Annotated in this window: 24 protein-coding genes; 15 read left to right on the forward strand and 9 right to left on the reverse strand. The window is 70.7% G+C overall.

What is annotated here, in order from left to right:
- Nucleotides 1-27: 27 nt before the first annotated feature.
- From lepB to ACFXGJ_RS09070, 3 genes are all read left to right on the forward strand, one after another.
- Nucleotides 28-813: a signal peptidase I gene (gene lepB / locus ACFXGJ_RS09060; RefSeq protein ID WP_378618017.1), complete on the forward strand. Its 786-nt coding sequence runs from the start codon at nucleotides 28-30 to the stop codon at nucleotides 811-813.
- Between the two features lie 13 nt (nucleotides 814-826).
- Nucleotides 827-1,558, forward strand: a complete 732-nt coding sequence (locus tag ACFXGJ_RS09065) for a ribonuclease HII (protein WP_378618018.1) — start codon at nucleotides 827-829, stop codon at nucleotides 1,556-1,558.
- Nucleotides 1,559-1,629: 71 nt separating this feature from the next.
- The gene (locus ACFXGJ_RS09070) at nucleotides 1,630-1,953 is read left to right on the forward strand and encodes a DUF2469 domain-containing protein (protein ID WP_378618019.1); all 324 of its coding nucleotides are present in this window, start codon (nucleotides 1,630-1,632) and stop codon (nucleotides 1,951-1,953) included.
- Between the two features lie 3 nt (nucleotides 1,954-1,956).
- On the opposite strand, the gene ACFXGJ_RS09075 is transcribed toward ACFXGJ_RS09070, so the two are convergent.
- Nucleotides 1,957-2,469: a TIGR04338 family metallohydrolase gene (locus ACFXGJ_RS09075; protein WP_378618020.1), complete on the reverse strand. Its 513-nt coding sequence runs from the start codon at nucleotides 2,467-2,469 to the stop codon at nucleotides 1,957-1,959.
- Nucleotides 2,466-3,227: a DUF2786 domain-containing protein gene (locus ACFXGJ_RS09080; protein WP_378618021.1), complete on the reverse strand. Its 762-nt coding sequence runs from the start codon at nucleotides 3,225-3,227 to the stop codon at nucleotides 2,466-2,468. Before ACFXGJ_RS09080 ends, ACFXGJ_RS09075 begins: the two co-directional genes overlap by 4 nt.
- 327 nt (nucleotides 3,228-3,554) lie before the next feature.
- Between ACFXGJ_RS09080 and ACFXGJ_RS09085 the strand changes: the two genes are divergently transcribed.
- The 3 genes from ACFXGJ_RS09085 to dprA are packed head-to-tail and all read left to right on the forward strand — an operon-like array spanning nucleotide 3,555 to nucleotide 6,534.
- Nucleotides 3,555-3,911 carry a YraN family protein gene (locus ACFXGJ_RS09085; protein ID WP_378618022.1) on the forward strand — a complete coding sequence of 119 codons (357 nt, stop codon included), beginning with the start codon at nucleotides 3,555-3,557 and terminating at the stop codon, nucleotides 3,909-3,911.
- On the forward strand, nucleotides 3,911-5,419 hold the full coding sequence (locus ACFXGJ_RS09090; RefSeq protein WP_378618023.1) for a YifB family Mg chelatase-like AAA ATPase: 1,509 nt from the start codon (nucleotides 3,911-3,913) through the stop codon (nucleotides 5,417-5,419). The genes ACFXGJ_RS09085 and ACFXGJ_RS09090 overlap by 1 nt, the downstream gene beginning before the upstream one ends.
- Nucleotides 5,416-6,534: a DNA-processing protein DprA gene (gene dprA, locus ACFXGJ_RS09095; protein WP_378618024.1), complete on the forward strand. Its 1,119-nt coding sequence runs from the start codon at nucleotides 5,416-5,418 to the stop codon at nucleotides 6,532-6,534. The genes ACFXGJ_RS09090 and dprA overlap by 4 nt, the downstream gene beginning before the upstream one ends.
- A 52-nt stretch (nucleotides 6,535-6,586) precedes the next feature.
- On the opposite strand, the gene ACFXGJ_RS09100 is transcribed toward dprA, so the two are convergent.
- A complete protein-coding gene (locus ACFXGJ_RS09100) occupies nucleotides 6,587-7,150 on the reverse strand; it encodes a hypothetical protein (protein ID WP_378618025.1) in 564 nt (187 codons plus the stop codon).
- A 193-nt stretch (nucleotides 7,151-7,343) separates the two neighbouring features.
- Here ACFXGJ_RS09100 and ACFXGJ_RS09105 point away from each other — a divergent pair, with 193 nt between their 5' ends.
- Nucleotides 7,344-8,120 carry a siderophore-interacting protein gene (locus ACFXGJ_RS09105; RefSeq protein WP_378618026.1) on the forward strand — a complete coding sequence of 259 codons (777 nt, stop codon included), beginning with the start codon at nucleotides 7,344-7,346 and terminating at the stop codon, nucleotides 8,118-8,120.
- Here the strand turns inward: ACFXGJ_RS09105 and ACFXGJ_RS09110 are convergent.
- The 3 genes from ACFXGJ_RS09110 to ACFXGJ_RS09120 all read right to left on the reverse strand — a co-directional run bounded on the left by ACFXGJ_RS09110 (nucleotide 8,117) and on the right by ACFXGJ_RS09120 (nucleotide 12,479).
- Nucleotides 8,117-8,782 (reverse strand): hypothetical protein, encoded by a 666-nt coding sequence (locus ACFXGJ_RS09110; RefSeq protein WP_378618027.1) that lies wholly within the window; start codon nucleotides 8,780-8,782, stop codon nucleotides 8,117-8,119. The two genes, ACFXGJ_RS09105 and ACFXGJ_RS09110, sit on opposite strands and share 4 nt — an antisense overlap.
- Nucleotides 8,783-8,840: 58 nt before the next feature.
- Nucleotides 8,841-11,198, reverse strand: coding sequence for an arylsulfatase (locus ACFXGJ_RS09115; RefSeq protein WP_378618028.1), 2,358 nt, complete (start codon nucleotides 11,196-11,198; stop codon nucleotides 8,841-8,843).
- 93 nt (nucleotides 11,199-11,291) lie between these two features.
- Complete coding sequence (locus tag ACFXGJ_RS09120) at nucleotides 11,292-12,479, reverse strand: multidrug effflux MFS transporter (protein ID WP_378618029.1); 1,188 nt, start codon at nucleotides 12,477-12,479, stop codon at nucleotides 11,292-11,294.
- Nucleotides 12,480-12,563: 84 nt separating this feature from the next.
- On the opposite strand from ACFXGJ_RS09120, the gene ACFXGJ_RS09125 reads away from it, so the two are divergent.
- Nucleotides 12,564-13,514, forward strand: a complete 951-nt coding sequence (locus tag ACFXGJ_RS09125; RefSeq protein WP_378618030.1) for a tyrosine recombinase XerC — start codon at nucleotides 12,564-12,566, stop codon at nucleotides 13,512-13,514.
- Here the strand turns inward: ACFXGJ_RS09125 and ACFXGJ_RS09130 are convergent, their stop codons facing one another.
- Nucleotides 13,515-14,021, reverse strand: a complete 507-nt coding sequence (locus ACFXGJ_RS09130; protein WP_378618031.1) for a M23 family metallopeptidase — start codon at nucleotides 14,019-14,021, stop codon at nucleotides 13,515-13,517.
- 286 nt (nucleotides 14,022-14,307) lie between these two features.
- On the opposite strand from ACFXGJ_RS09130, the gene rpsB reads away from it, so the two are divergent.
- Together rpsB and tsf are read left to right on the forward strand one after the other, a co-directional pair.
- Nucleotides 14,308-15,201, forward strand: a complete 894-nt coding sequence (gene rpsB, locus ACFXGJ_RS09135) for a 30S ribosomal protein S2 (protein ID WP_378618032.1) — start codon at nucleotides 14,308-14,310, stop codon at nucleotides 15,199-15,201.
- 100 nt (nucleotides 15,202-15,301) lie between these two features.
- The gene (tsf, locus tag ACFXGJ_RS09140) at nucleotides 15,302-16,126 is read left to right on the forward strand and encodes a translation elongation factor Ts (protein ID WP_378618033.1); all 825 of its coding nucleotides are present in this window, start codon (nucleotides 15,302-15,304) and stop codon (nucleotides 16,124-16,126) included.
- A 127-nt stretch (nucleotides 16,127-16,253) separates the two neighbouring features.
- Here tsf and ACFXGJ_RS09145 read toward each other — a convergent pair whose 3' ends face one another.
- A complete protein-coding gene (locus ACFXGJ_RS09145) occupies nucleotides 16,254-17,045 on the reverse strand; it encodes an SDR family oxidoreductase (protein ID WP_378618034.1) in 792 nt (263 codons plus the stop codon).
- A 180-nt stretch (nucleotides 17,046-17,225) separates the two neighbouring features.
- On the opposite strand from ACFXGJ_RS09145, the gene pyrH reads away from it, so the two are divergent.
- From pyrH to ACFXGJ_RS09165, 4 genes are read left to right on the forward strand one after another with little or no spacing between them, the layout of a single operon-like run.
- The gene (gene pyrH, locus ACFXGJ_RS09150; RefSeq protein WP_378618035.1) at nucleotides 17,226-17,969 is read left to right on the forward strand and encodes a UMP kinase; all 744 of its coding nucleotides are present in this window, start codon (nucleotides 17,226-17,228) and stop codon (nucleotides 17,967-17,969) included.
- 37 nt (nucleotides 17,970-18,006) lie between these two features.
- The gene (frr, locus tag ACFXGJ_RS09155; RefSeq protein ID WP_378423113.1) at nucleotides 18,007-18,564 is read left to right on the forward strand and encodes a ribosome recycling factor; all 558 of its coding nucleotides are present in this window, start codon (nucleotides 18,007-18,009) and stop codon (nucleotides 18,562-18,564) included.
- A gap of 27 nt (nucleotides 18,565-18,591) precedes the next feature.
- On the forward strand, nucleotides 18,592-19,470 hold the full coding sequence (locus ACFXGJ_RS09160) for a phosphatidate cytidylyltransferase (RefSeq protein ID WP_378618063.1): 879 nt from the start codon (nucleotides 18,592-18,594) through the stop codon (nucleotides 19,468-19,470).
- A gap of 3 nt (nucleotides 19,471-19,473) precedes the next feature.
- Nucleotides 19,474-20,199 (forward strand): class I SAM-dependent methyltransferase, encoded by a 726-nt coding sequence (locus ACFXGJ_RS09165; RefSeq protein WP_378618036.1) that lies wholly within the window; start codon nucleotides 19,474-19,476, stop codon nucleotides 20,197-20,199.
- A gap of 147 nt (nucleotides 20,200-20,346) precedes the next feature.
- Here the strand turns inward: ACFXGJ_RS09165 and ACFXGJ_RS09170 are convergent, their stop codons facing one another.
- Nucleotides 20,347-21,183 carry an HpcH/HpaI aldolase/citrate lyase family protein gene (locus tag ACFXGJ_RS09170; RefSeq protein ID WP_378618064.1) on the reverse strand — a complete coding sequence of 279 codons (837 nt, stop codon included), beginning with the start codon at nucleotides 21,181-21,183 and terminating at the stop codon, nucleotides 20,347-20,349.
- A 197-nt stretch (nucleotides 21,184-21,380) separates the two neighbouring features.
- Here ACFXGJ_RS09170 and rlmN point away from each other — a divergent pair, with 197 nt between their 5' ends.
- The gene (rlmN, locus tag ACFXGJ_RS09175; RefSeq protein ID WP_378618037.1) at nucleotides 21,381-22,490 is read left to right on the forward strand and encodes a 23S rRNA (adenine(2503)-C(2))-methyltransferase RlmN; all 1,110 of its coding nucleotides are present in this window, start codon (nucleotides 21,381-21,383) and stop codon (nucleotides 22,488-22,490) included.
- The last annotated feature ends 46 nt before the right edge of the window (nucleotides 22,491-22,536 follow it).

Raw genomic sequence — 22,536 nt, forward strand, 5'->3', positions numbered from 1 at the left:
GTTCCGGGGCCGGGCTAACCTGATCCGGTGGTAGATACCCCGCAGGAATCGACGACGCCGGCCGCCGGCGCCGATGGCCCCGACTCGAAGTCGGAGAGGCCCAAGAAGAAACCCCGCTCGTTCTGGCGGGAACTCCCCATACTCATAGTCGTCGCGCTGCTGATGAGCTTTCTGCTCCAGACCTTCATCGCGCGGGTGTACCTGATTCCGTCCGAGTCGATGGAACCCACCCTGCACGGCTGCGCCGGCTGCACCGGCGACCGGATCCTGGTCGAGAAGATCAGCTATCACTTCGGCGACCCGCAGCCCGGCGATGTCGTCGTCTTCAAGGGACCCGACTCCTGGAACGCCGAGTTCCACTCCACCCGCTCCTCCAATGTCGTCGTCCGCGGTCTGCAGGAGTTCGGTTCGCTGGTCGGCCTGGTGCCCCCGGACGAGAACGACCTGGTCAAGCGCGTTATCGCGACAGGCGGCCAGAAGGTCGAGTGCTGCGACAGTCAGGGCCGGATCCTGGTCGACGGCAAACCGCTCACCGAGCCCTACGTCGTCAACGACTTCCCGTTCACCCCCGGCGTGCAGACCTGCGAGACGTTGCCCAAGTCGGGGCGCTGCTTCGGGCCGTTCACCGTTCCCGAGGGGAACCTGTGGGTGATGGGCGACAACCGCAGCAATTCGGCGGACTCGCGCTACCACATCGGTGACGAGTACAACGGAAGCGTGCCGGTCGACAACGTGATCGGCAAGGCCGTCGCGATCGTCCTGCCGCCGTCGCGGTGGGGCACGATCTCGTCCCCCAATCCACAGAGCAACTGAGCGCCACCAGAACGTGAGTACCTGGCCACCACGGACGATCATTCGCAGAGCCGCCGGACTGCGGACGATGGAGTCTGCGCTGATCCGGACCGGGCTCGGTCCGGTCGCGGGGGTGGACGAGGCGGGCCGGGGCGCGTGCGCCGGCCCGCTGGTGGTCGCCGCGTGCGTGCTCGGGCCGAAGCCGCACCGGGCCCTGGAGGGACTCGACGACTCCAAGCGGCTCACCGAGCGGGTCCGTGAGGAACTGTTTCCCACCATCCAGCGGCTGGCCCGGGCCTGGTGCATCGTGGAGATCCCGGCGTGGGAGGTGGACTCGCTCGGTGTGCACGTCGCGAACATCGAGGGCATGCGGCGCGCGGTTGCCGGACTGTCCGCGGTGCCGGGATACGTTCTCACGGACGGGTTTCGGGTCCCGGGGCTGCCCGCGCCGTCGCTCCCGGTGATCGGTGGCGACGCGGCCGCCGCATGCATCGCCGCGGCCAGCGTGCTGGCGAAGGTCTCCCGGGACCGCACGATGGTCGACCTCGACCGGCAGTTGCCCGGCTACGGGTTCGCCGGGCACAAGGGGTACAGCACGGCCGTGCACACCGCCGCGATGGCCGCGCTCGGCCCGAGCCGCGAGCATCGGATGTCGTACGCGAACGTGCGGGCCGCGGCGGCGCAACGCGACGCCGGTCGCGCCGACCCGCTGGCCGACCGGCCGGGGGTGGGCGAGATGTACAGCGCGGCGGTCGGTGCGCGATGATGTGTGTTCACAAGTGACGCTGGTACAGCAATGGTGTTGATTCAGCGCAGAGCAGGAGGACGGCGAAACCGATGAGTGCCGAAGATCTCGAGAAGTACGAAACGGAGATGGAGCTCTCGCTCTACCGTGAGTACAAGGACATCGTCGGCCAGTTCGCCTACGTCGTCGAGACCGAACGCCGCTTCTACCTTGCGAATTCGGTGGAACTGGTCCCACACAACGCGGACGGCGAGATCTACTTCGAGGTGCGGATGGCCGACGCCTGGGTGTGGGACATGTACCGCCCGGCCCGGTTCGTCAAGCACGTTCGGGTGATCACGTTCAAGGACGTGAACATCGAGGAGCTCGAGAAGTCCGACCTGCGCCTGCCCGAGAACGGCCCGTTCGGCGACTGACGCTCAGCCGAACCGGACGCCGTTCTCGGCCATGGTCGTGCGCAGCACGAACGCGGTCTCGCCGCCGAGAATCTCCTCGACCAGGGTGAGGTAACGCTCGACGAACTCGGGGCCGTGCGGCGCCAGGTCGGCGCCGGTGGGCTCGAGGTGGTGCGCGATCTCGTGCAGGACGACCAGCTCGCGCAGTGCCCACGCCGCGTCCCGTCGGTGCACGGGGATGGCGAGGGTCGCGCTGTCGGGCTCGTAGTGCGCGGCGGTGGCGCCGGCGCGGACCCGGACGTTGAGCGGGGTAGCCGCCTCGGGCCAGCGGACCCGCACCCAGTTCAGCGCGAGCACGCGGTCGGCGTAGTCCTGTACCGACTCGGCGGAGGCGAACTTGCGCTCGGTAGGCAAGGTGATCCGGGAACCGAACAGCTCGAGCTGGCGGCCGGTACCCGCGTCCGCGCGGTCGAAGATCCGGCGCACCACGGACTCCGCCTCGTAGACACGCGAGCGCTGAGCGTCCCGGGCACTCATACGAGTTGGCTGCGGGCGGCGGGCAGCTCGGGGGAGTTGCCCAGGCGCGCGTCGCGGCCGGCCCGGTCGCCTGCGCGTCGTGACTTGGCGGACGGTGCGACCGTGGCCTTGGCCCCGCGCCACGTGCCGCGGGCCTGTGAGGTCTGCCGGTAGAAATCGGAAAGTTCGATCTGCTTGTCGCGCAACACGAGTGCGGTGCCGGTGGGCTCGGCCGCGGGGTCGGGTCGGTCCGCGCTGATCGCGTCCGCCTCCGCCTCGCGTTTCGCGGTGGCCAGCCGCTCGCCGATCCGTGCGGCGAACGCCAGCTGGAAGTTCAGCCGGGCGGTGACGCCGGCGACGGGCCGGTGCGCGCCCGAGCGGATGAACGCGTCCGAGGCCCGGACCATCTGCATCAGCAGACTCGAGTACAGCGCCTCGCTGGCGTCGATGTCGGTGTCGAAGCCGTAGGCGAAGACCTGGGTGGAATTGTGCGCGACGTCGCACTGGACATCGTTGGCGGCGGCGATCGAAACGAACAGGTGCACGTAGGTGCGAAGACCCTTCTTGCCGGTCTCGCCGATCCGGATCGAGCGCTGCACCGGTGTCGCGCGGCGCTCGCGCTGCGAGGTGTGCGAGCGGGCCACCGCGAGGTCGATGGACGTCGCGGTCGCGATGCGCTGCGCGGCCTCCATGAACGCCTGCGCCTCGTGCGGGTTGGTGGTGGACTCGGCCTGCCGCAGCAGGCCACCGATCCGCGCCAGCATCTTCTCGGAACTCACCCGGTCGAGGGTAGACGGCGGGTGGGACAGGTGGCGCGACACTTCCCGCGGTGTGGCCCCGCCGGGTCGTCGATCACCGACTGGTCGTGTTCGACGAGCCGGCGACCGACGAGATCGAGGAGCGACTGAACCCTCCTGGGATCGGCACAGCCGGTCTCGGGTCATCCCGAGCTCGGCGGGAAGGAGTGACCTGCAGCGCCGCGGTCTGTCGCGGTAGGTCGACCGGGTCCCTGTCGGTTTGTCCACAGGGTCGAATCCGTCCACAGGCCGCGCGAAACCCCAGGACGATCGTGCGGGCGAGTCGTGGTGGGGGCGCATGGTCGACCCATGGCGCGAAACCTGGAGTTGGGCGCACGGGGCGAGGACCTGGCCGTCGAGCATCTCGTTGGGCTGGGAATGACCGTGCTGGAACGCAATTGGCGGTGCCGGTACGGCGAGCTGGACGTTATCGCGCGGGACGGCGAGGCGGTGGTGTTCGTGGAGGTCAAGACCCGATCGGGCCGCGGCTACGGGACGCCGGCCGAGGCGGTGACCTTCGTCAAGCAGTCCCGGATCCGGCGGCTCGCCGGACTGTGGTTGCGCGAGCAGTCGCGGGGCTGGGCGCGGGTGCGCTTCGACGTGGTGTCCATCGTCGTCGAGCCGGGCCGGGAACCGGAGCTCGTGCACCTCGAGGCGGTGTTCTGATGACGTTGGGGCGGGCGCACTCGGTGGCGGTGCGCGGGGTCGAGGGGCAACTGGTCGAGATCGAGGCGGATCTCGGTCGGGGGCTGCCCGGGGTGCATCTGGTCGGGCTGCCGGACACGGCGTTGCAGGAGTCCCGGGACCGGGTGCGTGCCGCGGTGACCAATTCGGGTGAGAAGTGGCCGGATTCGCGGGTGATCCTGGCGCTCTCGCCCGCGACGCTGCCCAAGGGCGGCAGTGCCTACGACCTGGCGCTGGCGTGTGCGGTGCTAGCGGCGGACGCCAAGGTGCCGACCGGGGACCTCGACAAGTCGGTGCTGCTAGGCGAGCTCGCTCTCGACGGTCGCCTGCGGACGGTCCGCGGAGTGCTGCCGGCGGTGCTCGCGGCGAAGAATGCGGGCTGGTCGTGCGTGGTGGTGCCGCACGCCGCGTTGCCCGAGGCGGGTCTAGTCGCGGGGATCGACGTCCTCGGTGCCCGCGATCTGCGGGAGGTGATCGAGTGGCTGCGTGGGGAACTGATGCTGACCGCACCCGGCCCGATGGACCGGGCCCCGACGGTCGCGGTGGCGGACCTGAGCGAGGTCGCGGGTCAGGCCGAGGCCCGGCTGGCGCTCGAGGTCGCCGCCGCAGGGGCGCACCACCTGATGCTCACCGGACCGCCCGGCATCGGCAAGACCATGCTCGCCCAACGACTTCCGGGTGTGCTGCCGCCGCTGAGCGAGCGGGAGTCGCTGGAGGTGACGGCGATCCACTCGGTCGCCGGACTCCTGACCACCGAACGGCCGCTGATCACCGAACCGCCGTTCGTCGCTCCGCACCATTCCTGCTCGATCAGTGCGCTGGTCGGCGGCGGCTCGGGGATGGCCCGGCCCGGCGCGGTCAGCCGGGCCCACCGCGGCGTCCTCTTCCTCGACGAGTGCGCGGAACTGGGAGTCAAGGCGCTCGAGGCGCTGCGCACACCGCTCGAGGACGGGGAGGTCCGGATCGCCCGCCGGGACGGGGTGGCGTGTTACCCGGCCCGCTTCCAACTCGTTCTCGCGGCGAACCCCTGCCCGTGCGCACCGCCACGGGAGGTGGACTGCATCTGCGCCCCGACCGCCCGGCGCCGCTACCTCGGCAAGCTGTCGGGACCGCTGATGGACCGGGTGGATCTGCGGGTGCGGATGCATGCGCTGTCCGTCGGCGCGCTGAACGGCGAGGTGGCGGAGTCGACCGCGACCGTCCGGGACCGGGTGGCGCGGGCGCGGACGACCGCCGTGGAGCGATGGAGCGACTACGGCTGGCGCACCAACGCGGAGGTGCCGGGACCGATTCTGCGGCAACGCTTCCGACTCGCTCGCGCGGCGCTCGCGCCGCTCGAGCGGGCACTGCGGGAGGGGCAGATCACGGCCCGCGGCGCCGACCGTGCGCTCCGCGTGGCGTGGACCCTCGCCGACCTGTCCGGACTGACCGTGCCCGGCGAGGACCAGGTCGGCACCGCGCTCGAGTATCGCGACCGGAGGGGTGAGTGAACCCGCGCCTGGCCGCCTGGGCCTACCTGTCGCAGGCGGCGCTGGGACCGTGTGCCCCGCTGGTCGAACTGGTCGGGGCGGTCGGCCCGGAGGAGGCCGCCCGAGCCGTCCGGGAGGCGGCTCTGCCGGAGGTGCTGCGCTCGCGCACCGCCGCCCGGCGCGACCGGGACACCGCCGAACGCGACCTCGCGGCGATCGAACGCCTCGGTGGCCGTCTGCTCACGCCCGACGACGAGGACTGGCCGGCCTGGAAGTTGCTGGCGTTCGACGCGATGGACCCGCGCCGGGACCGTGAGTGTGCTCCGCCGCTGGCGATGTGGGCGCTGGGGAGTCGCTCGCTGGCGGAGTTGACCGAGCGTGCGGTCGCGGTGGTCGGGACCCGCGCGGCGACCGGCTACGGCGAGCACGTGACCACGCAGTTCGTCGACGACCTCGCCGGGGAGGGCTGGACCGTGGTGTCGGGTGCGGCGTACGGGGTGGACGGGGCCGCGCATCGGGCGGCGCTCGCCGCGGGTGCGCCGACGGTGGCGGTGCTCGCCTGCGGGGTGGATCGCGCGTACCCGGCGGGGCACGCGCGACTGCTGCGCGAGATCGCCAGGGAGGGGGCGGTTCTCAGCGAGTACCCGCCCGGAACCACCCCGGCGCGGCATCGGTTCCTGGCGAGGAACCGGCTGGTCGCGGGGTTGTCGGACGCGGTGTTGGTGGTCGAGGCGGGTGTTCGCAGCGGGGCCCGCAACACGGCGGCATGGGCCGCCGGGCTCGGTAGGCCGGTGCTTGCGGTCCCCGGGCCGGTCACCTCGGCCTCGTCGGTGGGCTGTCACCGGATGATCCGCGACGGCGAGGCCGTGCTGGCCTCGCGGGCCGCCGACGTGTCAGTCGCGGCCGGGCCGATTCGTCCGGGGGAGCGGGAGGAGGGTCCCGCGCGGCCGCTCGACGGCCTGTCCCGCAAGGCGGCGCTGGTCTACGAGGCCCTTCCCGCATCGGGTTCGGTCGGCGTGCGTCAGCTGTCGGAGACATCCGGCGTGCCGGTCGAGGCGGTGCGCGGCGCGCTACCGGTGCTCGAGCTCGAGGGCCTGGTCGGGTCGGACGAGACGGGCTGGTTCCGCCGCGGCTGAACCAACCCGCCCGTCCACCTCGACATTCCCCGTCGCTTCGCTCGCTCCGTGACTACTTGCCGAACTGCGGGCAGATGTTCGCGAGCGCGGCGTCGTACACCTGCCGACCGGCCTCGGCCGCGGCCGGATCTCCCTTGGTCATCATCGCCACGTAGCCGGACCAGTCCGACCACGCGCCGCTGGACGCCGCGGACGGGCGCAGCTGCTCATAGGTGTCGCAGTAGTTGTGACCGGCCGCAACGATCGCGCCCCGCTGCGTGCGCGCGGTAGCCAGGACCGTGCCGTCGGGGGAGACCACGTCGTCCCAGCGGGCCTGCGCGCACACCGCCTTGGTGAACGCGGCGTCGCCGTCCGCCGGGACCGCCTTGAAGACCGAGCTCTCGCGCACGCGGGCGACCTGGGCGTCCCGGCCCTGGTCGAACTGCGCGGCCAGCTCGCGGAAGGTGTCGTCGGCCCCGCCCGGTCCGGACGGTTGCGGCTTGAGCACGTCCACGAGTTCCTCGGCGGACGCGTTGGGGAGCGAGGCGTCGACGCAGTCCCGCGCACCTGCGGCGGAGTCGTCGGCCTGCGCGGACGAGGAGCACCCCACGACCGCGGTGGCCGCGGCGGCGACCAACAAAGAGACGGAACAGGCGCGGCGAACGGGGTGCATTTTCCTCCGATGACGATGAAAGGTGGTCGACGACAACGCGTCAGGAGTATTCCAGTCGTCGTCCGATCGGGGGGCGGATCGGGGTCAGCTCTCCCGTCCAGTGGGCGAGCATCGACTCGATGTAGTGTTGGGCAAGGCTGACAACGGAGGTTCCGTGATGTCTCGTCCGATCGTCACCCTGACCGTCCTGCGTACCGAGCAGTTGACGCCACACCTGGTTCGGGTCCACCTGGGGGATCCCGGATTCGACGAGTTCGTGCCCAACGACTACGCCGACGCCTACGTCAAGCTGCTGTTCGGTACCGAGGACGCGCCGGTGCTGCGCACGTACACGGTGCGCAGCGTCGACGACGCGAGGCGTGAGATCGCCATCGATTTCGTGGTGCACGGCGACGAGGGCGTCGCGGCCCGGTGGGCCGCGTCCGCTCGGCCGGGCGAGACCCTCCGGCTGCGTGGTCCCGGCGGCGCCTACGCGCCGCGACCCGATGCGGACTGGCACCTGCTCGCGGGCGATGAGTCCGCCCTACCGGCAATCTCGTCCGCCGTCGAGGCACTGCCCGCGGGCGCGGTCGCCCTCGTGTTTCTCGAGGTCGCCGGTCCGGAGGACGAGGTGCACCTGCGTAGCGCGGCGAACCTCGACGTCACCTGGATCCACCGCGGCGGCGGCGCCGACGAGGTCGGCGACGACCGCGCCGGCGACAACGCGCCGATCGTCGCCGCGGTGCGCGGCGCCCGGTGGCTGCCCGGCCAGCCGCAGGTGTTCATCCACGGCGAGGCGCACGCCGTCATGCACGGACTGCGCGGCTACGTCCGCAAGGAGCGCGGGGTCACGGCGGAGTGGGCGTCGATCTCCGGGTACTGGAGACGCGGGCGTACCGAGGAGGGCTTCCGGGTCTGGAAGTCCGACCTCGCCGCATCGGAGAGTGTGGGCTAGACGGCTTCGGCTCCCGGCGAGGACGTCGGGCTGGTGAGTACGTACACGCTGATCACCACCGCCCACACCGGAAAGATCAGGGTTACCCAGAAGCTGAAGCTGACCACGACCAGCAGGGTCAGCGCGAGCAGGTAGGTGGCGATCGCCAGCCATCGAGGCATCAGTCCGGTGCGTAGCCAGATAGTTCCGAGCGAGATCATGAACACGCCCGCCATGCGCACCCCGTAGACGTTGTTGAGGTGCAGCATCACTATCCGGCCCAGGGTGACGGTCCCGTCGCGGCCGGAGTCCACGTCACGGGAGACGGCGAGAATCCCGCCGGCGAGCGCCATCGAGGTGAAGGTCGTCGCCAGGAACAGCAGGCCGCTGCCGAGAGCGACTGTCGCAAAGAAGCGATCTTCGAAGGTGCCGAGCCGGTCGCGGAGGACACCGAGGAACCACAGGAACGCGATCCCGGCGAGCGGCGCAAGCGTCAGGGCGGCGGCGATTCGGGAGCCGTTGTGAACCCACGGGGTGGCGGTGTCGGCGGGTAGCGAGGTGCCCAGCAGGACGATGCTCGTCGCGAAGAGCGCCCCGAAGGCGATCCCGGCCACCGCCGCGGCTCGCGGCGTCCGCAGTCGACGGAATTCGGTCCCACCGCGCCGGCCGCCCCCGCCACGCACTCGGGTCCGCTGGCTCCGCCCCCGCCGTCGCGGAGGCGGAGCCGACGTGGCCATGCCGTCACTCGCGGGAGAGCATCGCGGCGGCCTCCCGTTCGAGGTCGACGAAGGGTTCGCCGCTCACGTCGACCGCCACCCGGTCCAGCGTCCCGCCGGTGAACTCGAACGGGGTGCTGCCGGGGTAGTCGTCGGTGATCGCCTCGGCGCCGCTTCTGCCAACGGTGAGGCCTGCGCCTGCAAGCCCGAACGTGCCGGCCTGGGTTCGGATTCGGCCCTCGCCGACCTTCCGGTCCCCGTAGTACAGGCTGAGCAGGCCGCGGGCCGTTCCGGGCGGATCCTCACCCTCCTTGTCGAAGGAAGCGGCCAGGATCAGGTTGTCGCCCTCGGGAAGGTCCGCGGTCGCGCTGATCCGCTGTTCCTCGCTGCCGACGAAGTTGTAGACGTAGTGCAGGCGGTTGTCCTTGACGTAGAGCGCGTGCCCGCCGAACCGGCTGCCCTGTGCGAAGAGCACACCGGCCGAACCGGGTCCGGGCAGGTCGACGAGCGCTCCGATCGAGTACGACCTGTTGCGGAAGCTGACCGCGACGGTCTCGGGCACCTCGGCTCGGCCGGGGCGATAGACGTAGCGGTTGCGCGGCGGCGCGAGTCGCGGGCGCGGGGTCGTCAGGATCTCGACCGGGGAGCGGTCGTCGAGAGGGTAGGCCTGGTTCGCGCCCGCCTCGTGGAACCACAGTCCGATCAGTTCGGCGAGCCGTCCGGGTTCGGCGGTGGCGAGGTCGTGCAGCTCCGTGCGATCGGTGTCGGTGTGGTAGAGCTCCCAGGTGTCGTCGGGGAAGTGGCTCCAACCGCTGATCGCCGGATGGGTGGTGACCGCCTTCCAGCCGTCGTGCCAGATGCCCCGGGTGCCGAGCATCGAGTAGAACTGGGTGTGCTTGGCGGTCGGGATGGCGCCGTGGTCGAAGCTGTAGCGCATGCTCAGGCCCTGGATCGGATGCTGGGTGTAGCCCTTGACCGTGTCCGGGAGTTCGACGCCGAGGCAGTCGAGCAACGTCGGCACGATGTCGACGGCGTGGTGGTACTGGTCCCGGGTCTCGCCGCGCGCGGCGATCCCGGCCGGCCAGGACAGGATGCACGGATCGCAGGTACCGCCGTTGAACGAGTAGCGCTTCCACATCTTGAACGGGGTGTTGAACGCCATCGCCCACCCGTTCGGATAGTGGTTGTAGGTCCTCGTGCCGCCCAGCTCGTCGATCATGGCCATGTTCTCGGCTAGATCGTCAGCGACCCCGTTGAAGAGTTTGTTCTCGTTCACCGAGCCGTTGGGACCGCCCTCGCCGCTGGCGCCGTTGTCGGAGACCAGCACGACGATGGTGTTGTCGAGTTGGTCGATGTCCTCGAGGTAGGCCAGGAGGCGGCCGATCTGGTCGTCGCAGTGTGACAGGAATCCCGCGTACACCTCGGCCATCCGGGCGAAGAGCCGTTTCTCGTTGTCGGACAGGGTGTCCCAGGGTCGGGTGAAGTCCAGCGGCGGGAACGGCTGCCCCCCGGGTCCCGTGCGGTTCTCGGGGGTGCCGATCGGGTTGAGCGGCGGCAGTTCGGCGTCCTGCGGGACGAGACCCATCCCCTTCTGTCGGGCGAGGGTCCGTTCGCGCATCGCCTCGTAGCCCTCGTCGAACCTGCCCCGGTAGCGATCGGCCCATTCGCGCGGCACGTGATGGGGTGCGTGCGCACAGCCCGGTGCGTAGTACAGGAACACCGGCCGATCCGGTGCGATCGCCTTGACGTCGTCGATGTACTCGATGGCCCGGTCGGTGATGTCGACGCCGAAGTGGTAGCCCTGATCGGGCGTGGCCGGCTGCTCGACCGGGTGGTTGTCGTGCACCAGGTCCGGGTACCACTGGTTCGTCTCGGCCCCGAGGAAACCGTAGAAACGCTCGAAGCCTCGGCCGACAGGCCAGTTCGCCTTGGTGGAGGCCAGATTCATCTCGTCGGCTGCGCACAGGTGCCACTTGCCGACCATCGCGGTGCTGAACCCGCGCTCGACCAGGATCTCGGCGAGGGTGGCGCACTCCTGCGGGATGTGCCCGTTGGCTCCGGGGAAACCGACCGCGGCCTCGCTGATGCAGGCCATGCCGTTGGTGGTGTGGTTGCGGCCGGTGAGCAGGCAGGAGCGTGTCGGCGAACACAGCGCCGTGGTGTGCCACTGGCCGTAGCGCAGCCCGTTCGCGGCGATCCGGTCGATGTGAGGAGTGTCGATGGGCCCGCCGTAGCAACCCAGCGCGCCGAATCCCACGTCGTCGAGCACGATGTACAGCACGTTCGGCGAGCCAGGCGGCGCCTTCGGCTGCTCGTACGGACTCCAATCGGGGATCGAGTCGCGAATGTCCAGGTTGACGACACCTCTGAACGGCTTGGCCATGACAAGGCTCCTCACACGGGATCCGCCCCTGACGTCAACCCAAGCACCGGGGCCCGCTGTTGGCTAGGCCCGCCGACCGAGGCCCGCGGCCGGCTAGACGGACGCCGGTTCCGTGACCCTGGTCCGCGGGGCGTCGACGGCCCGTCGGGTGAGCGTGAGCAGCGCGGTCACCGCGATCGCCGCGCAGACCAGGATGCTCGTCGCCATGCCCGTCGCGGAGCCGCCGACCAACGGTGAGACCAGGGCGGCCAGGCCGAACTGGCCGGCGCCCATCAGCGCCGACCCGGTGCCCGCCGCCTGCGACACCTCCGACTGTCCGAGCGCGGTGGCGTTGCCCATGACGAAGCCGATCGCGGTGGTGGTCACGAACAGCAGCGGCAGCACCACCCAGCGGTGCGCGCCGCCGACGGTCACCTCGAGCGTCAGGAGCGTCCCCGCGGTCAGCAACATCAGCACGCCGAAGGTCAGCAGCTGGCGGGCGTGGAAGTGGCCGATCAGCCTGGTGTTGACGATGCTGCCGCCGACGATGCCCATCGAGTTCACCCCGAACACGATCGAGAACTGGCCCGGCGTGAGACCGAGGACGTCCTGCACGACGAAGGGCGAGGCGGAGATGTAGGAGAAGAGCGCCCCGAAGCCGAACATGAAGGTCAGGGCGTACCCCACGTAGCTGCGGTTGCCGACCACGTACCGCACGTTGCGGACCAGCGCGGTCAGGCCGCCGCCGTGCCGCCGTTCGGTCGGCAGGGTCTCCGGGATCAGCGCCGCCACGCCGACGACCATCAGGACCCCGGCGCCGGTGAGCACCCAGAAGATCCCGCGCCAGCCGATCGGACCGAGCAGCGCGCCGCCGAGCAACGGGGCCACGACGGGGGCGACGCCGCCGATGATCATCATGATCGAGAACAGTTTCGCGGCGAGGTCGCCCGTGGCGCGGTCGGCGATCACCGCGCGGGCCAGCACGATCGCCGCGCCGCCGCTCAGGCCCTGCAGCAGCCGCGCGGCGATCAGCACCTCCGCAGACGGGGCGAGCGCACACAGGACGCCGCTGATCGCGAACGCGACCGTGCCGCCGAGCAGCAGCTTGCGCCGGCCCCAGCCGTCGGAGAGGGGTCCGACCACCAACTGGCCGATCCCGAGCCCGGCCATGAAGGTCGTCAGGGTCAGCTGGACCGTCGAGGTCGTGGTCCCCAGGTCGTCGCCGAGGGCGGGCAACCCGGGAAGGTACATGTCGGTGGCGAGTGGAGCGATCGCGGAGAGCAGTGCGAGGGCCAGCAGCATGGGAATCGAAACAGCTCGGGTCACATGTGGACCCAGCGGCGCGGATGCTTGATTTATTCCAGTTCCGGAGACAATCTTCGTCCCATGGCATCGGACGCGGCGGCAGGGGCACACGACGAGTTGCCCCGTCGGCTCGCCGAGCAACTGGACGCGTACGCCGAGCATCTGCGGCTCGAACGCGGTCGTTCCGAACACACCGTGCGCGCCTACATCGCCGACGCGCGTTCGCTGCTCGGGCACCTGGCGGCAGCCACTCCCGAGGCGGGGCTCGACGATCTGGACCTGCGGGCGATGCGGGCGTGGCTGGCCGCCCAGGCGGCGTCGGGCGTAGCGCGCAGCACCCTGGCCCGGCGGACCGCTGCCGCGCGGACCTTCACCGCCTGGCTGGCCCGTACCCGCCGGATCGGCCGGGACCCCGGCATCCGGCTCGCCTCGCCGAAGTCGCACCGCGCGCTGCCCGCGGTGCTGCGTCAGGGGCAGGCCGCCGAGGCGATGGCCGCCGCCGAATCCGGAGCAGCCCAGCTCGATCCGGTCGCCGTGCGGGACCGGTTGATCGTGGAGCTGTTGTACGCGACCGGGATTCGCGTCGGCGAGCTGTGCGGGCTCGACCTCGGCGACGTCGACCACGACCGCCGGGTGCTGCGGGTGCTGGGCAAGGGCAACAAGGAGCGCAGCGTCCCGTTCGGCGGTCCGGCCGCCGAGGCACTCGACGCCTGGCTGCGCTCCGGGCGCCCCGCCCTGGTGACCCCGGAGTCGGGGGCCGCGCTGCTGCTCGGCAAGCGGGGCAGGCGGCTCGACCAGCGACAGGCCCGCTCGGTGGTGCACGAGGTGCTCGACGCGGTGCCGGGTGCACCGAGCCTGGCGCCGCACGGGCTTCGGCACTCCGCCGCCACCCACCTGCTCGAGGGCGGCGCCGACCTGCGGGTGGTCCAGGAACTGCTCGGGCACACCAGCCTCGCGACCACCCAGCTCTACACGCACGTCTCGGTCGCCCGCCTGCGGGCGGTGCACGACCAGGCCCACCCGCGCGCCTGATCATCCGGGCCCCGGCAGGGCCGCGGGGTGCAGGGGTTTGAGCCGCACCGGCGCCGCCCGGACCAGCCCGAGCGGGTCGAGGTACTCGCGGCCGCGACGCACGCCCCAGTGCAGGCACGCGGCAGGGCAGTCCGGGTGTCCCGGTTCGAGGGTGCCGAGGACACTTCCGCGTCCGACCCGCTGCCCGGGGCGGACCGACGCCCGCACCGGCTCGTAGGTCGTGCGCAGGCCGCCGGCGTGGTCGACCGAGACGACCGGCTTGCCCGCGATCGTCCCCGCGAAGGCGACCAGCCCGTCGCCCGCGGCCAGTACCGGCTGGCCGTCGCCGCCGGCGAGGTCCACGCCGCGGTGACCGGGCAGCCAGTCGTGTTCGGGAGGGTCGAACGGCCGCGCGACCGCCGGTCGCGGTCGCAGCGGCCAGTCGAACCCGGAGACGGGAGCGGCGACGCCGGCCGGCGCGGCGGCCAGCAGCAGGGCGGTCAACCCGAGCACGGCCGGTAGTCGCATTCCTCCACGCTCCGGCAGTCGCGGCGGCCACGGAACCCCGCCGCCGCGATCTGTGGACGGTCCGGACCGCCATCCACAGGCGTCCGACCACCGGTTATGACCTGCCAGTTCCAACCCGTACACTCGACACGCGGTCTGTGTTCGCGCAGTCCGACTTCGCGCGTCCGCGCAAGAACTATCGGCCTTCGGCTGGTCCTGCATTCGTGCAGGTCCGAGGGCTGGCGGACGCCAGGGCAGGGGTCACCCGACCGCCTGCGTCAACCGGCAATGAAAGAGGTACACAGCCATGGCTGTCGTCACCATGAAGCAGATGCTCGACAGTGGTACCCACTTCGGGCATCAGACCCGTCGCTGGAACCCGAAGATGAAGCGTTTCATCCTCACGGACCGCAACGGCATCTACATCATCGACCTGCAGCAGACCCTGACGTACATCGACAAGGCGTACGAGTTCGTCAAGGAGACCGTCGCCCACGGCGGCACCGTGCTCTTCGTCGGCACCAAGAAGCAGGCGCAGGAGTCCATCGCCGAAGAGGCCACCCGCGTCGGCATGCCGTACGTGAACCAGCGCTGGCTCGGCGGCATGCTCACCAACTTCACCACCGTCCACAAGCGTCTGCTGCGCCTCAAGGATCTCGAGGCCATGGAGCAGACCGGTGGCTTCGAGGGTCGCACCAAGAAGGAAATCCTCATGCTCACGCGTGAGATGACCAAGCTGGACCGCACCCTCGGCGGTATCCGGGACATGGGCAAGGTTCCGTCGGCCATCTGGGTCGTCGACACCAACAAGGAGCACCTCGCGGTCTCCGAGGCTCGCAAGCTGAACATCCCGGTCATCGCGATCCTGGACACCAACTGCGATCCCGACCTCGTCGACTACCCGATCCCGGGCAACGACGACGCGATCCGTTCGGCCGCGCTGCTGACCAAGGTCGTCGCCTCCGCCGTGGCCGAGGGCCTGCAGGCCCGCGCGGGCCGCGGTTCCGCGGACGACGCGAAGCCCGAGGCCGGCGCCGAGCCGCTCGCCGAGTGGGAGCAGGAGCTGCTCTCCTCCGCCGCGCCCGCCGCCGATGTCATCACCGAGGGTGGCCCCGAGTCTCCCCGTGAGGCTGTCGCCGAGGCCGATTCGAAGCTCGCCGAGGCTCCCGCGGACGTCGCGGACGCCGAGAAGCAGGCCTAGTCGATCCGGCCCTGACCCGTCATCTCGAAAAGACTGGGTCAGGGCCGTTTCGCTCAGACAGACATACCCGGCTCCACAATTACGAGGAGGCTCGCCCCCGATGGCGAACTACACCGCCGCTGACGTGAAGCGGCTCCGTGAGCTCACCGGCTCCGGAATGATGGACTGCAAGAACGCTCTCGCCGAGACCGACGGCGACTTCGACAAGGCCGTCGAACTGCTGCGCATCAAGGGCGCCAAGGACGTGGGCAAGCGCGCCGAGCGCACCACGGCCGAGGGCCTGGTCGTGGCCAAGGGTGGCGTCATGGTCGAGCTCAACTGCGAGACCGACTTCGTCGCGAAGAACGCCGAGTTCCAGGAGCTCGCGGACAAGGTCGTCACCGCGGCCGCTGCGGCCAAGGCCGCCGACCTCGAGTCGCTCAAGGCCGCTTCGGCCGGCGATCAGACCGTGGACGAGCTCGTCGCAGCGCTCTCCGCCAAGATCGGCGAGAAGCTCGAGCTGCGTCGCGTCGTCGCCTTCGAGGGCCCGGTCGCGACCTACCTGCACAAGCGCAGTGCCGACCTGCCGCCCGCCGTCGGCGTGCTGGTCGAGTACACGGGCGAGGGTGACGCTGCTGCGGAGGCCGCCCGCGGCGCCGCCATGCAGGTCGCCGCGCTCAAGGCGAAGTACGTCACCCGCGACGAGGTCCCCGCGGACATCGTCGACGGCGAGCGTCGCGTCGCCGAGCAGACCGCCAAGGAGGAGGGCAAGCCCGAGGCTGCACTCCCGAAGATCGTCGAGGGTCGCGTCAACGGCTTCTTCAAGGATGTCGTGCTCACCGAGCAGTCCTCCGTCACCGACTCGAAGAAGTCCGTCAAGGCTCTTCTCGACGAGGCAGGCGTGACCATCACCCGCTTCGTGCGGTTCGAGGTCGGCGCCAGCTAGTCGCAGGCAGTCGCAACGCGAGCGGCCCCGTCACCTTCCCGGTGGCGGGGCCGCTCGCCGCTTCGCTGCCTGTGCGCGATCTTCACCCCGACCGCGGTACGGATCGCGCCCGGGTGGCGGAGCCGCATCACAGGTCGGGCAGGCCGAAGTCCAGATTCGGGGTCTGCAGGCCGCCGTCCACCTCGAGCACCTTGCCGGTCAGATACGACCCCGCGGGCGAGCACAGGTACAGCACCGCGGCCGACGCGTCCTCCGGATCCCCGATCCGGTGCAGCGGGGTCGCGTCCTCCATCGTGGACTTGATCGTCTCGTTCTGCGCGACCACCTCGAGCGCCGAGGTCAGCACCGATCCGAGGGACACGCAGTTGACCCGGATCCGCGGGGACAGGTCGGCCGCGGCCAGGCGCGTGTAGTGCGCGACCGCCGCCTTCGCGGTCCCGTAGGCGGCGTACCCGCGCCCACCGACCCGGCCGACCACCGAGGACACGTTGACGATCGCGCCGGCCCCCGCGGTCTCGAGGATGTGCGGCACCGCGGCCCGCACCAATGCGTGCGCGGTCGAGACGTTGAAATGGAAGGCCTCCTCGAGCTGACGCGGCTTCGTCTGCAGCAGGGGAGTGGGCATCGCGCCGCCGACGTTGTTGACCACGATGTCGAGCCGGCCGAGCACCTCGCGGGCGGTCCCGGCGAGTCCGGCGACGGCGTCGAGGTCGGACAGGTCCGTGGCCACCACGTGGGCCCGCCTGCCGGTCGCCCGCACCCGCTGCGCGACCTGCTCGAGCTGGTCCTGGCTGCGCGCGGCGATCAGCACGTCGGCCCCGGCCTCGGCCAGCGCGACCGCGGACGCCGCGCCCACTCCTCGGCCCGCGCCGGTCACCACGGCCACCTGATCGGTCACGAGGAACCTGTCGAGGATCATGTCTCTCCCGTCGTCGCGACGCGGCAGTGTGGCGCGCCGCGCGCAGCCTACGGCCCCGACCGCCATTCGCGGGGCCGGATAAGGCAGGATGAAGAGGTCATCTGTGGCCGAACAGGCCGAGGTGGCCGATTCATGCTGGCCGCAGGCGCCGACCGCGGCCCGCCGGAGAAGAGGAGAGCCATGACCGAACCCGCCCCGACGGATTCCGCACCGCGACGTGAGGGCTTCAAGCGCGTCCTGCTCAAGCTCGGTGGCGAGATGTTCGGTGGCGGCGAGGTCGGTCTCGACCCCGACGTGGTGCAGACGGTCGCCCGGCAGATCGCGAAGGTCGTCGAGACCGGTGTTCAGGTCGCCGTGGTGATCGGCGGCGGCAACTTCTTCCGCGGCGCCGAGTTGCAGCAGCGGGGTATGGACCGGGCCCGCTCCGACTACATGGGCATGCTCGGCACCGTCATGAACTGCCTTGCGCTGCAGGACTTCCTGGAGAAGGAAGGCATCGACACCCGCGTGCAGACCGCTATCACGATGGGTCAGGTCGCCGAGCCGTACCTGCCGCTGCGCGCCGTCCGCCACCTCGAGAAGGGCCGTGTCGTCATCTTCGGCGCGGGCATGGGCATGCCGTACTTCTCCACCGACACCACGGCCGCGCAGCGCGCCCTCGAGATCGGCGCCGAGGTGGTCCTCATGGCGAAGGCCGTCGACGGCGTCTACAGCGCCGACCCGCGAGTGGACCCAGCAGCGACCATGTACACCGAGATCAGCCACCGCGAGGTCATCGAGCAGGGCCTGCAGGTTGCCGACGCAACGGCGTTCAGCCTGTGCATGGACAACCAGATGCCGATGATGGTGTTCAACCTGCTCACCGAGGGAAACATCGCGCGCGCGGTGGCCGGTGAGAAGATTGGAACGCTCGTCAAGTCATGAATCACCACACCGCACCCGCCGAGCCTGGAGGAACACCGTGATCGATGAAGCTCTCTTCGACGCCGAGGAGAAGATGGAGAAGGCCGTCGCGGTGGCCAAGGAGGACCTCGGCGGCATCCGCACCGGGCGGGCGAACCCGGGCATGTTCAACCGGATCCACATCGAGTACTACGGCTCGGTCACCCCGATCACCCAGCTGGCGAGCATCAACGTGCCCGAGGCCCGCATGGTGATCATCAAGCCGTACGAGGCCGCTCAGCTCGGACCGATCGAGACCGCGATCCGCAACTCGGACCTCGGCCTCAACCCCAGCAACGACGGCAGCATCATCCGCATCTCGGTGCCCCAGCTCACCGAGGAGCGCCGGCGCGAGTTCGTCAAGCAGGCGAAGGGCAAGGGCGAGGACGCGAAGGTCTCGATCCGCAACGTGCGACGCAAGGCGATGGACGAGCTGTCCCGGATCCAGAAGGACGGCGAGGCGGGCGAGGACGAGGTCGGACGGGCGGAGAAGGAGCTCGACAAGACCACGGCCAAGTACGTCGCGCACATCGACGAGTTGGTCAAGCACAAGGAAGCCGAATTGCTGGAGGTATAGGCGGTGCCTACCGAAGGCTCAGCGGCGGTGCCCGCCGAAGGCTCAGGGCCCGACGGTTCGCCCCCCGCGGCGACGGCCACCGCAGCGGCCTCCAAGGCCGGGCGCAACCTGCCCGCCGCGATCGGGGTCGGCGGTGGCCTCGGCGTTCTGCTCATCGTCACGCTGATCTTCGCGTCGCGATTCTGGTTCGTGATCGTCGCGGCCGCGATGGCGGTGGCGGCCTGGGAAGTCGCCAAGCGCCTGCGCGAGTCCGGCATCCTGGTACCGCGGATCCCGCTGATCCTCGGCGGTCAGGCCATCATCTGGCTCGGCTGGCCGTACGGCACGACCGGTGTCCTCGCCGGGTTCGCGGGCACGGTGCTGGTGTGTCTGGTGTGGCGGCTGGTCGAGCAGGGGCTCGACGCGACGCCACAGAACTACCTGCGCGACGTGGCGATCACCGTGTTCGTCGCGGCCTGGATTCCGCTGTTGGCGTCGTTCGCGACGCTGATGGTGCTGCAGGACAAGGGCGCCGACCGGGTGTTCGTCCTGATGATCGGCGTGGTCTGCTCCGACGTCGGCGGGTACGCGGCAGGGGTGCTGTTCGGCAAGCATCCGATGGCGCCCGCGATCAGTCCGAAGAAGTCGTGGGAGGGCCTGGCCGGTTCGCTGCTGTTCTGCGTGATCGGCTCGGTGCTCACCGTCACCCTGCTGCTCGACGCCGCGTGGTGGAAGGGCGTGCCGCTCGGCATCCTGCTGGTGGTCGTCGCGACACTCGGGGACCTGGTCGAGTCGCAGGTCAAACGCGACCTCGAGATCAAGGACATGGGCACCCTGCTGCCCGGTCACGGCGGCATCATGGACCGGCTCGACTCGCTGCTGCCCTCGGCGTTCGTGACCTGGCTGGTGCTGACCGCGCTGCTGTAGGTCATGACCCGCGAACGCCGTGGCCCCGGGCCGATCCCGAGCCCGAACATCTGGCACTGGCCCGAGATATACGAGGCGGAGAACCGCGCGCAGGACGTCGACGGCGCAATCTTCGACGCCCTGCGCGATCTCGCCGACTGGTCGGGACGCGACGTGCTCGACGTCGGCTGCGGCACCGGGTTCCACCTGCCCCTGTTCGCACGCGACGCCCGCAGCGTCACGGGCGTCGAACCGCACCCGCCGCTCGTCACGCGGGCCCGTGACCGGATGCGGGCGACCGGGTCGGCGGTCGAGGTACTCGCCGGATCGGCCGAGCGGATCCCGCTCCCCGACGACAGCGTCGACCTGGTGCACGCGCGCACTGCGTACTTCTTCGGGCCCGGTTGCGGGCCGGGAATCCTCGAAGCGATGCGGGTACTGCGCCCCGGCGGAGTGCTCGCGGTCGTCGACCTCGACGCCACGGTCGGCGGGTACGGCGCATGGATGCGCGCCGATCTGCCGCACTACGACCCGGCGGCCGTGGAGGCGTTCTTCGCCGCCCAGGGATTCGAGCTCTCGCGGGTGCGGACCCGGTGGCAGTTCGACAGCCGGCAGGACCTGCGCGCCGTGCTCGGCATCGAGTTCAGCGGCAAGATCGCCCAGCGCGCCTACGAGCAGACCCCGGGGCTCGCGCTGGAGGTCGGCTACCGGATCCACACCAGGCGTGCGCCCGCCGGGCTGCTGTACTGAGACCTGGCCAGCCGGACGCCGTCGGCCGGGAGAGCTCGCGCATCGCCTGGCAGATCGTCGCGTGAACCACCGACTCCTCGGCGGCCGCGTCGGATCCCACGTCGGCTCGGGTGCGCCTCTCCGCGTGCGGGAGGGCGGTGCCGTGGCCTAGTCCAGGCCGAACGACCTGGCCAGTTCCGCAACCCTCTTCGCCTTGGCCAGGCGCGGCAGGTCGCTTCCGTCGCGGACCCGTTCGCCGTCCTCGCCGAGCTCGGCGATCACGTCCCGTGCCCAGGCGACGTCGTCCGGGCTCGGGCTCAGCGCCCGATTGACCGCGCCCGCCTGGTCGGGGTGCATGCAGAGCTTGCCGGTCAGCCCCATCGACGCGGTCAGGGCCGAATCGCGCTGCAGGACGGTCTCGTTCGTGCTGAGCGTCGGGCCGTCGATCGGGCCGGGGAGCCGGGCGGCGCGGCTGGCGACGACGAGCCGGGCTCGCGGGTACGCCATGGCCATCGGGTCGTCGCTCATCCCGGTGTCGCGGCGGAAGTCGCCGCTGCCGAACGCGAGGCGGAACACCCCGTCGGCCTTGGCGATCTCGGGTGCGGACTCCAGGCCCGCCGCCGACTCGATCAGCGCGAGGATGGGCGTTCCCTCGGGCAGCCGGTCCGCGGTCGCGTCGACCTGGCTGCCGCTCTCGGTCTTGGCCAGCATCACCCCGGCCAGGCCCGGCGCGGCCGCGAGCGCGGCGAGGTCGTCGGCCCAGTACGGCGTGGTGGCGTCGTTGATGCGGACCCAGGCACTGCCGCCGCTGCCGAGCCAGTCGACCACGCGGGCGCGCGCGGCGGGTTTGGCGGGCGGAGACACCGCGTCCTCGAGGTCGAGGATCACCGCGTCCACCCCGGATTCCGCGAGCGGCGTGAAGCCCTCGGGCTTGGTGGCGGGAACCAGCAGCCAGGACCGGGCGAGATCGGGTGGGGCGGCTACCCCTCGACGCTCCGCGTGAATGGTCACAGCAACTCCTCCGGTGATCGGGACGACGCCTTCATCGTCCTCTCGCCGGTCACGCCGAGCTAGTTTGCGTAAGTAATGTGCGCGGCCGCACAACCTCGGGGTGCCCGTGGCGCGATCGGCACGTGCGACGGGTGTGATTGCGCGCTCACATTCGCCCGTCGCGGCACTTCGATGGGACACTGGGGGACACTATGGCCGTTTCAGTCCCGCTCGTCTTCAACGCCCCGCGTCGCGGCATGCCGCCGACGCACCTCGCCGACCTCGACTCCGAGGGCAGGCGCGCGGCCGTCCAGGAACTCGGTCTGCCCGGTTTCCGGGCCGATCAGCTGGCCAGACAGTATTACGGCCGGCTCGAGGCGGACGCGGGCAAGATGACGGACCTGCCCGCGTCGGTGCGCGAGAAGGTCGGGGAGGCGCTGTTCCCGACGCTGCTCACCCCGGTCAAGCATGTGGCGTGCGACGACGGCACCACCCGCAAGACGCTGTGGAAGGCGAACGACGGCACGCTGCTCGAGAGCGTGCTGATGCGCTACCCGGACCGCGCGACGCTGTGCATCTCGAGCCAGGCCGGCTGCGGCATGGCGTGCCCGTTCTGCGCCACCGGTCAGGCCGGCCTGACCCGGAACCTGTCGACTGCCGAGATCGTCGACCAGGTCCGCGCGGCGGCCGCCGCGATGCGCGACGGCGAGGTCGCGGGCGGCGAGGGCCGGCTGTCGAACGTGGTGTTCATGGGCATGGGCGAGCCGCTGGCGAACTACAAGCGGGTGGTCGCGGCGGTGCGCCGGATCACCTCTCCCGCGCCCGAGGGCCTGGGCCTGTCGCAGCGTTCGGTCACCGTCTCGACCGTCGGCCTCGCGCCCGCGATCCGCAAGCTGGCCGACGAGGGACTGTCCGTCACGCTCGCGGTGTCGCTGCACACCCCCGACGACGAACTGCGCGACACCCTGGTCCCGGTCAACAACCGGTGGTCGGTCGCCGAGGTGCTCGAGGCCGCGCGGTACTACGCCGACAAGACCGGTCGCCGGGTGTCGATCGAGTACGCGCTGATCAAGGACGTCAACGACCAGCCGTGGCGGGCGGACATGCTCGGCAAGAAGCTGCACAAGGCGCTGGGCTCGCTGGTGCACGTGAACCTGATCCCGCTGAACCCGACCCCGGGCAGCGAGTGGGACGCCGCGCCGAAGGACGTCGAGCGCGAGTTCGTCCGCCGCGTCATCGCGCAGGGCGTGTCGTGCACGGTCCGCGACACCCGCGGCCAGGAGATCGCCGCGGCCTGCGGACAGCTGGCGGCGGAGGGCTGACAGCGCCGGATTTCTCGCACATTCTGTGTGTCGGCTGCGCGGAATC

This window comes from Rhodococcus sp. NPDC059234, assembly GCF_042754225.1.
Classification (GTDB): domain Bacteria; phylum Actinomycetota; class Actinomycetes; order Mycobacteriales; family Mycobacteriaceae; genus Rhodococcus_G.

Excerpts from the sequence above, each read along its gene's own strand:
- ACFXGJ_RS09070 (WP_378618019.1), top strand. The coding sequence starts at position 1,630 with ATGAGTGCCGAAGATCTCGAGAAGTACGAAACGGAGATGGAGCTCTCG.
- ACFXGJ_RS09075 (WP_378618020.1), bottom strand. The coding sequence starts at position 2,469 with ATGAGTGCCCGGGACGCTCAGCGCTCGCGTGTCTACGAGGCGGAGTCC.
- ACFXGJ_RS09085 (WP_378618022.1), top strand. The coding sequence starts at position 3,555 with ATGGCGCGAAACCTGGAGTTGGGCGCACGGGGCGAGGACCTGGCCGTC.
- ACFXGJ_RS09090 (WP_378618023.1), top strand. The coding sequence starts at position 3,911 with ATGACGTTGGGGCGGGCGCACTCGGTGGCGGTGCGCGGGGTCGAGGGG.
- ACFXGJ_RS09105 (WP_378618026.1), top strand. The coding sequence starts at position 7,344 with ATGTCTCGTCCGATCGTCACCCTGACCGTCCTGCGTACCGAGCAGTTG.
- ACFXGJ_RS09115 (WP_378618028.1), bottom strand. The coding sequence starts at position 11,198 with ATGGCCAAGCCGTTCAGAGGTGTCGTCAACCTGGACATTCGCGACTCG.
- ACFXGJ_RS09120 (WP_378618029.1), bottom strand. The coding sequence starts at position 12,479 with ATGCTGCTGGCCCTCGCACTGCTCTCCGCGATCGCTCCACTCGCCACC.
- ACFXGJ_RS09125 (WP_378618030.1), top strand. The coding sequence starts at position 12,564 with ATGGCATCGGACGCGGCGGCAGGGGCACACGACGAGTTGCCCCGTCGG.
- ACFXGJ_RS09130 (WP_378618031.1), bottom strand. The coding sequence starts at position 14,021 with ATGCGACTACCGGCCGTGCTCGGGTTGACCGCCCTGCTGCTGGCCGCC.
- rpsB (WP_378618032.1), top strand. The coding sequence starts at position 14,308 with ATGGCTGTCGTCACCATGAAGCAGATGCTCGACAGTGGTACCCACTTC.
- tsf (WP_378618033.1), top strand. The coding sequence starts at position 15,302 with ATGGCGAACTACACCGCCGCTGACGTGAAGCGGCTCCGTGAGCTCACC.
- ACFXGJ_RS09145 (WP_378618034.1), bottom strand. The coding sequence starts at position 17,045 with ATGATCCTCGACAGGTTCCTCGTGACCGATCAGGTGGCCGTGGTGACC.
- pyrH (WP_378618035.1), top strand. The coding sequence starts at position 17,226 with ATGACCGAACCCGCCCCGACGGATTCCGCACCGCGACGTGAGGGCTTC.
- ACFXGJ_RS09165 (WP_378618036.1), top strand. The coding sequence starts at position 19,474 with ATGACCCGCGAACGCCGTGGCCCCGGGCCGATCCCGAGCCCGAACATC.
- rlmN (WP_378618037.1), top strand. The coding sequence starts at position 21,381 with ATGGCCGTTTCAGTCCCGCTCGTCTTCAACGCCCCGCGTCGCGGCATG.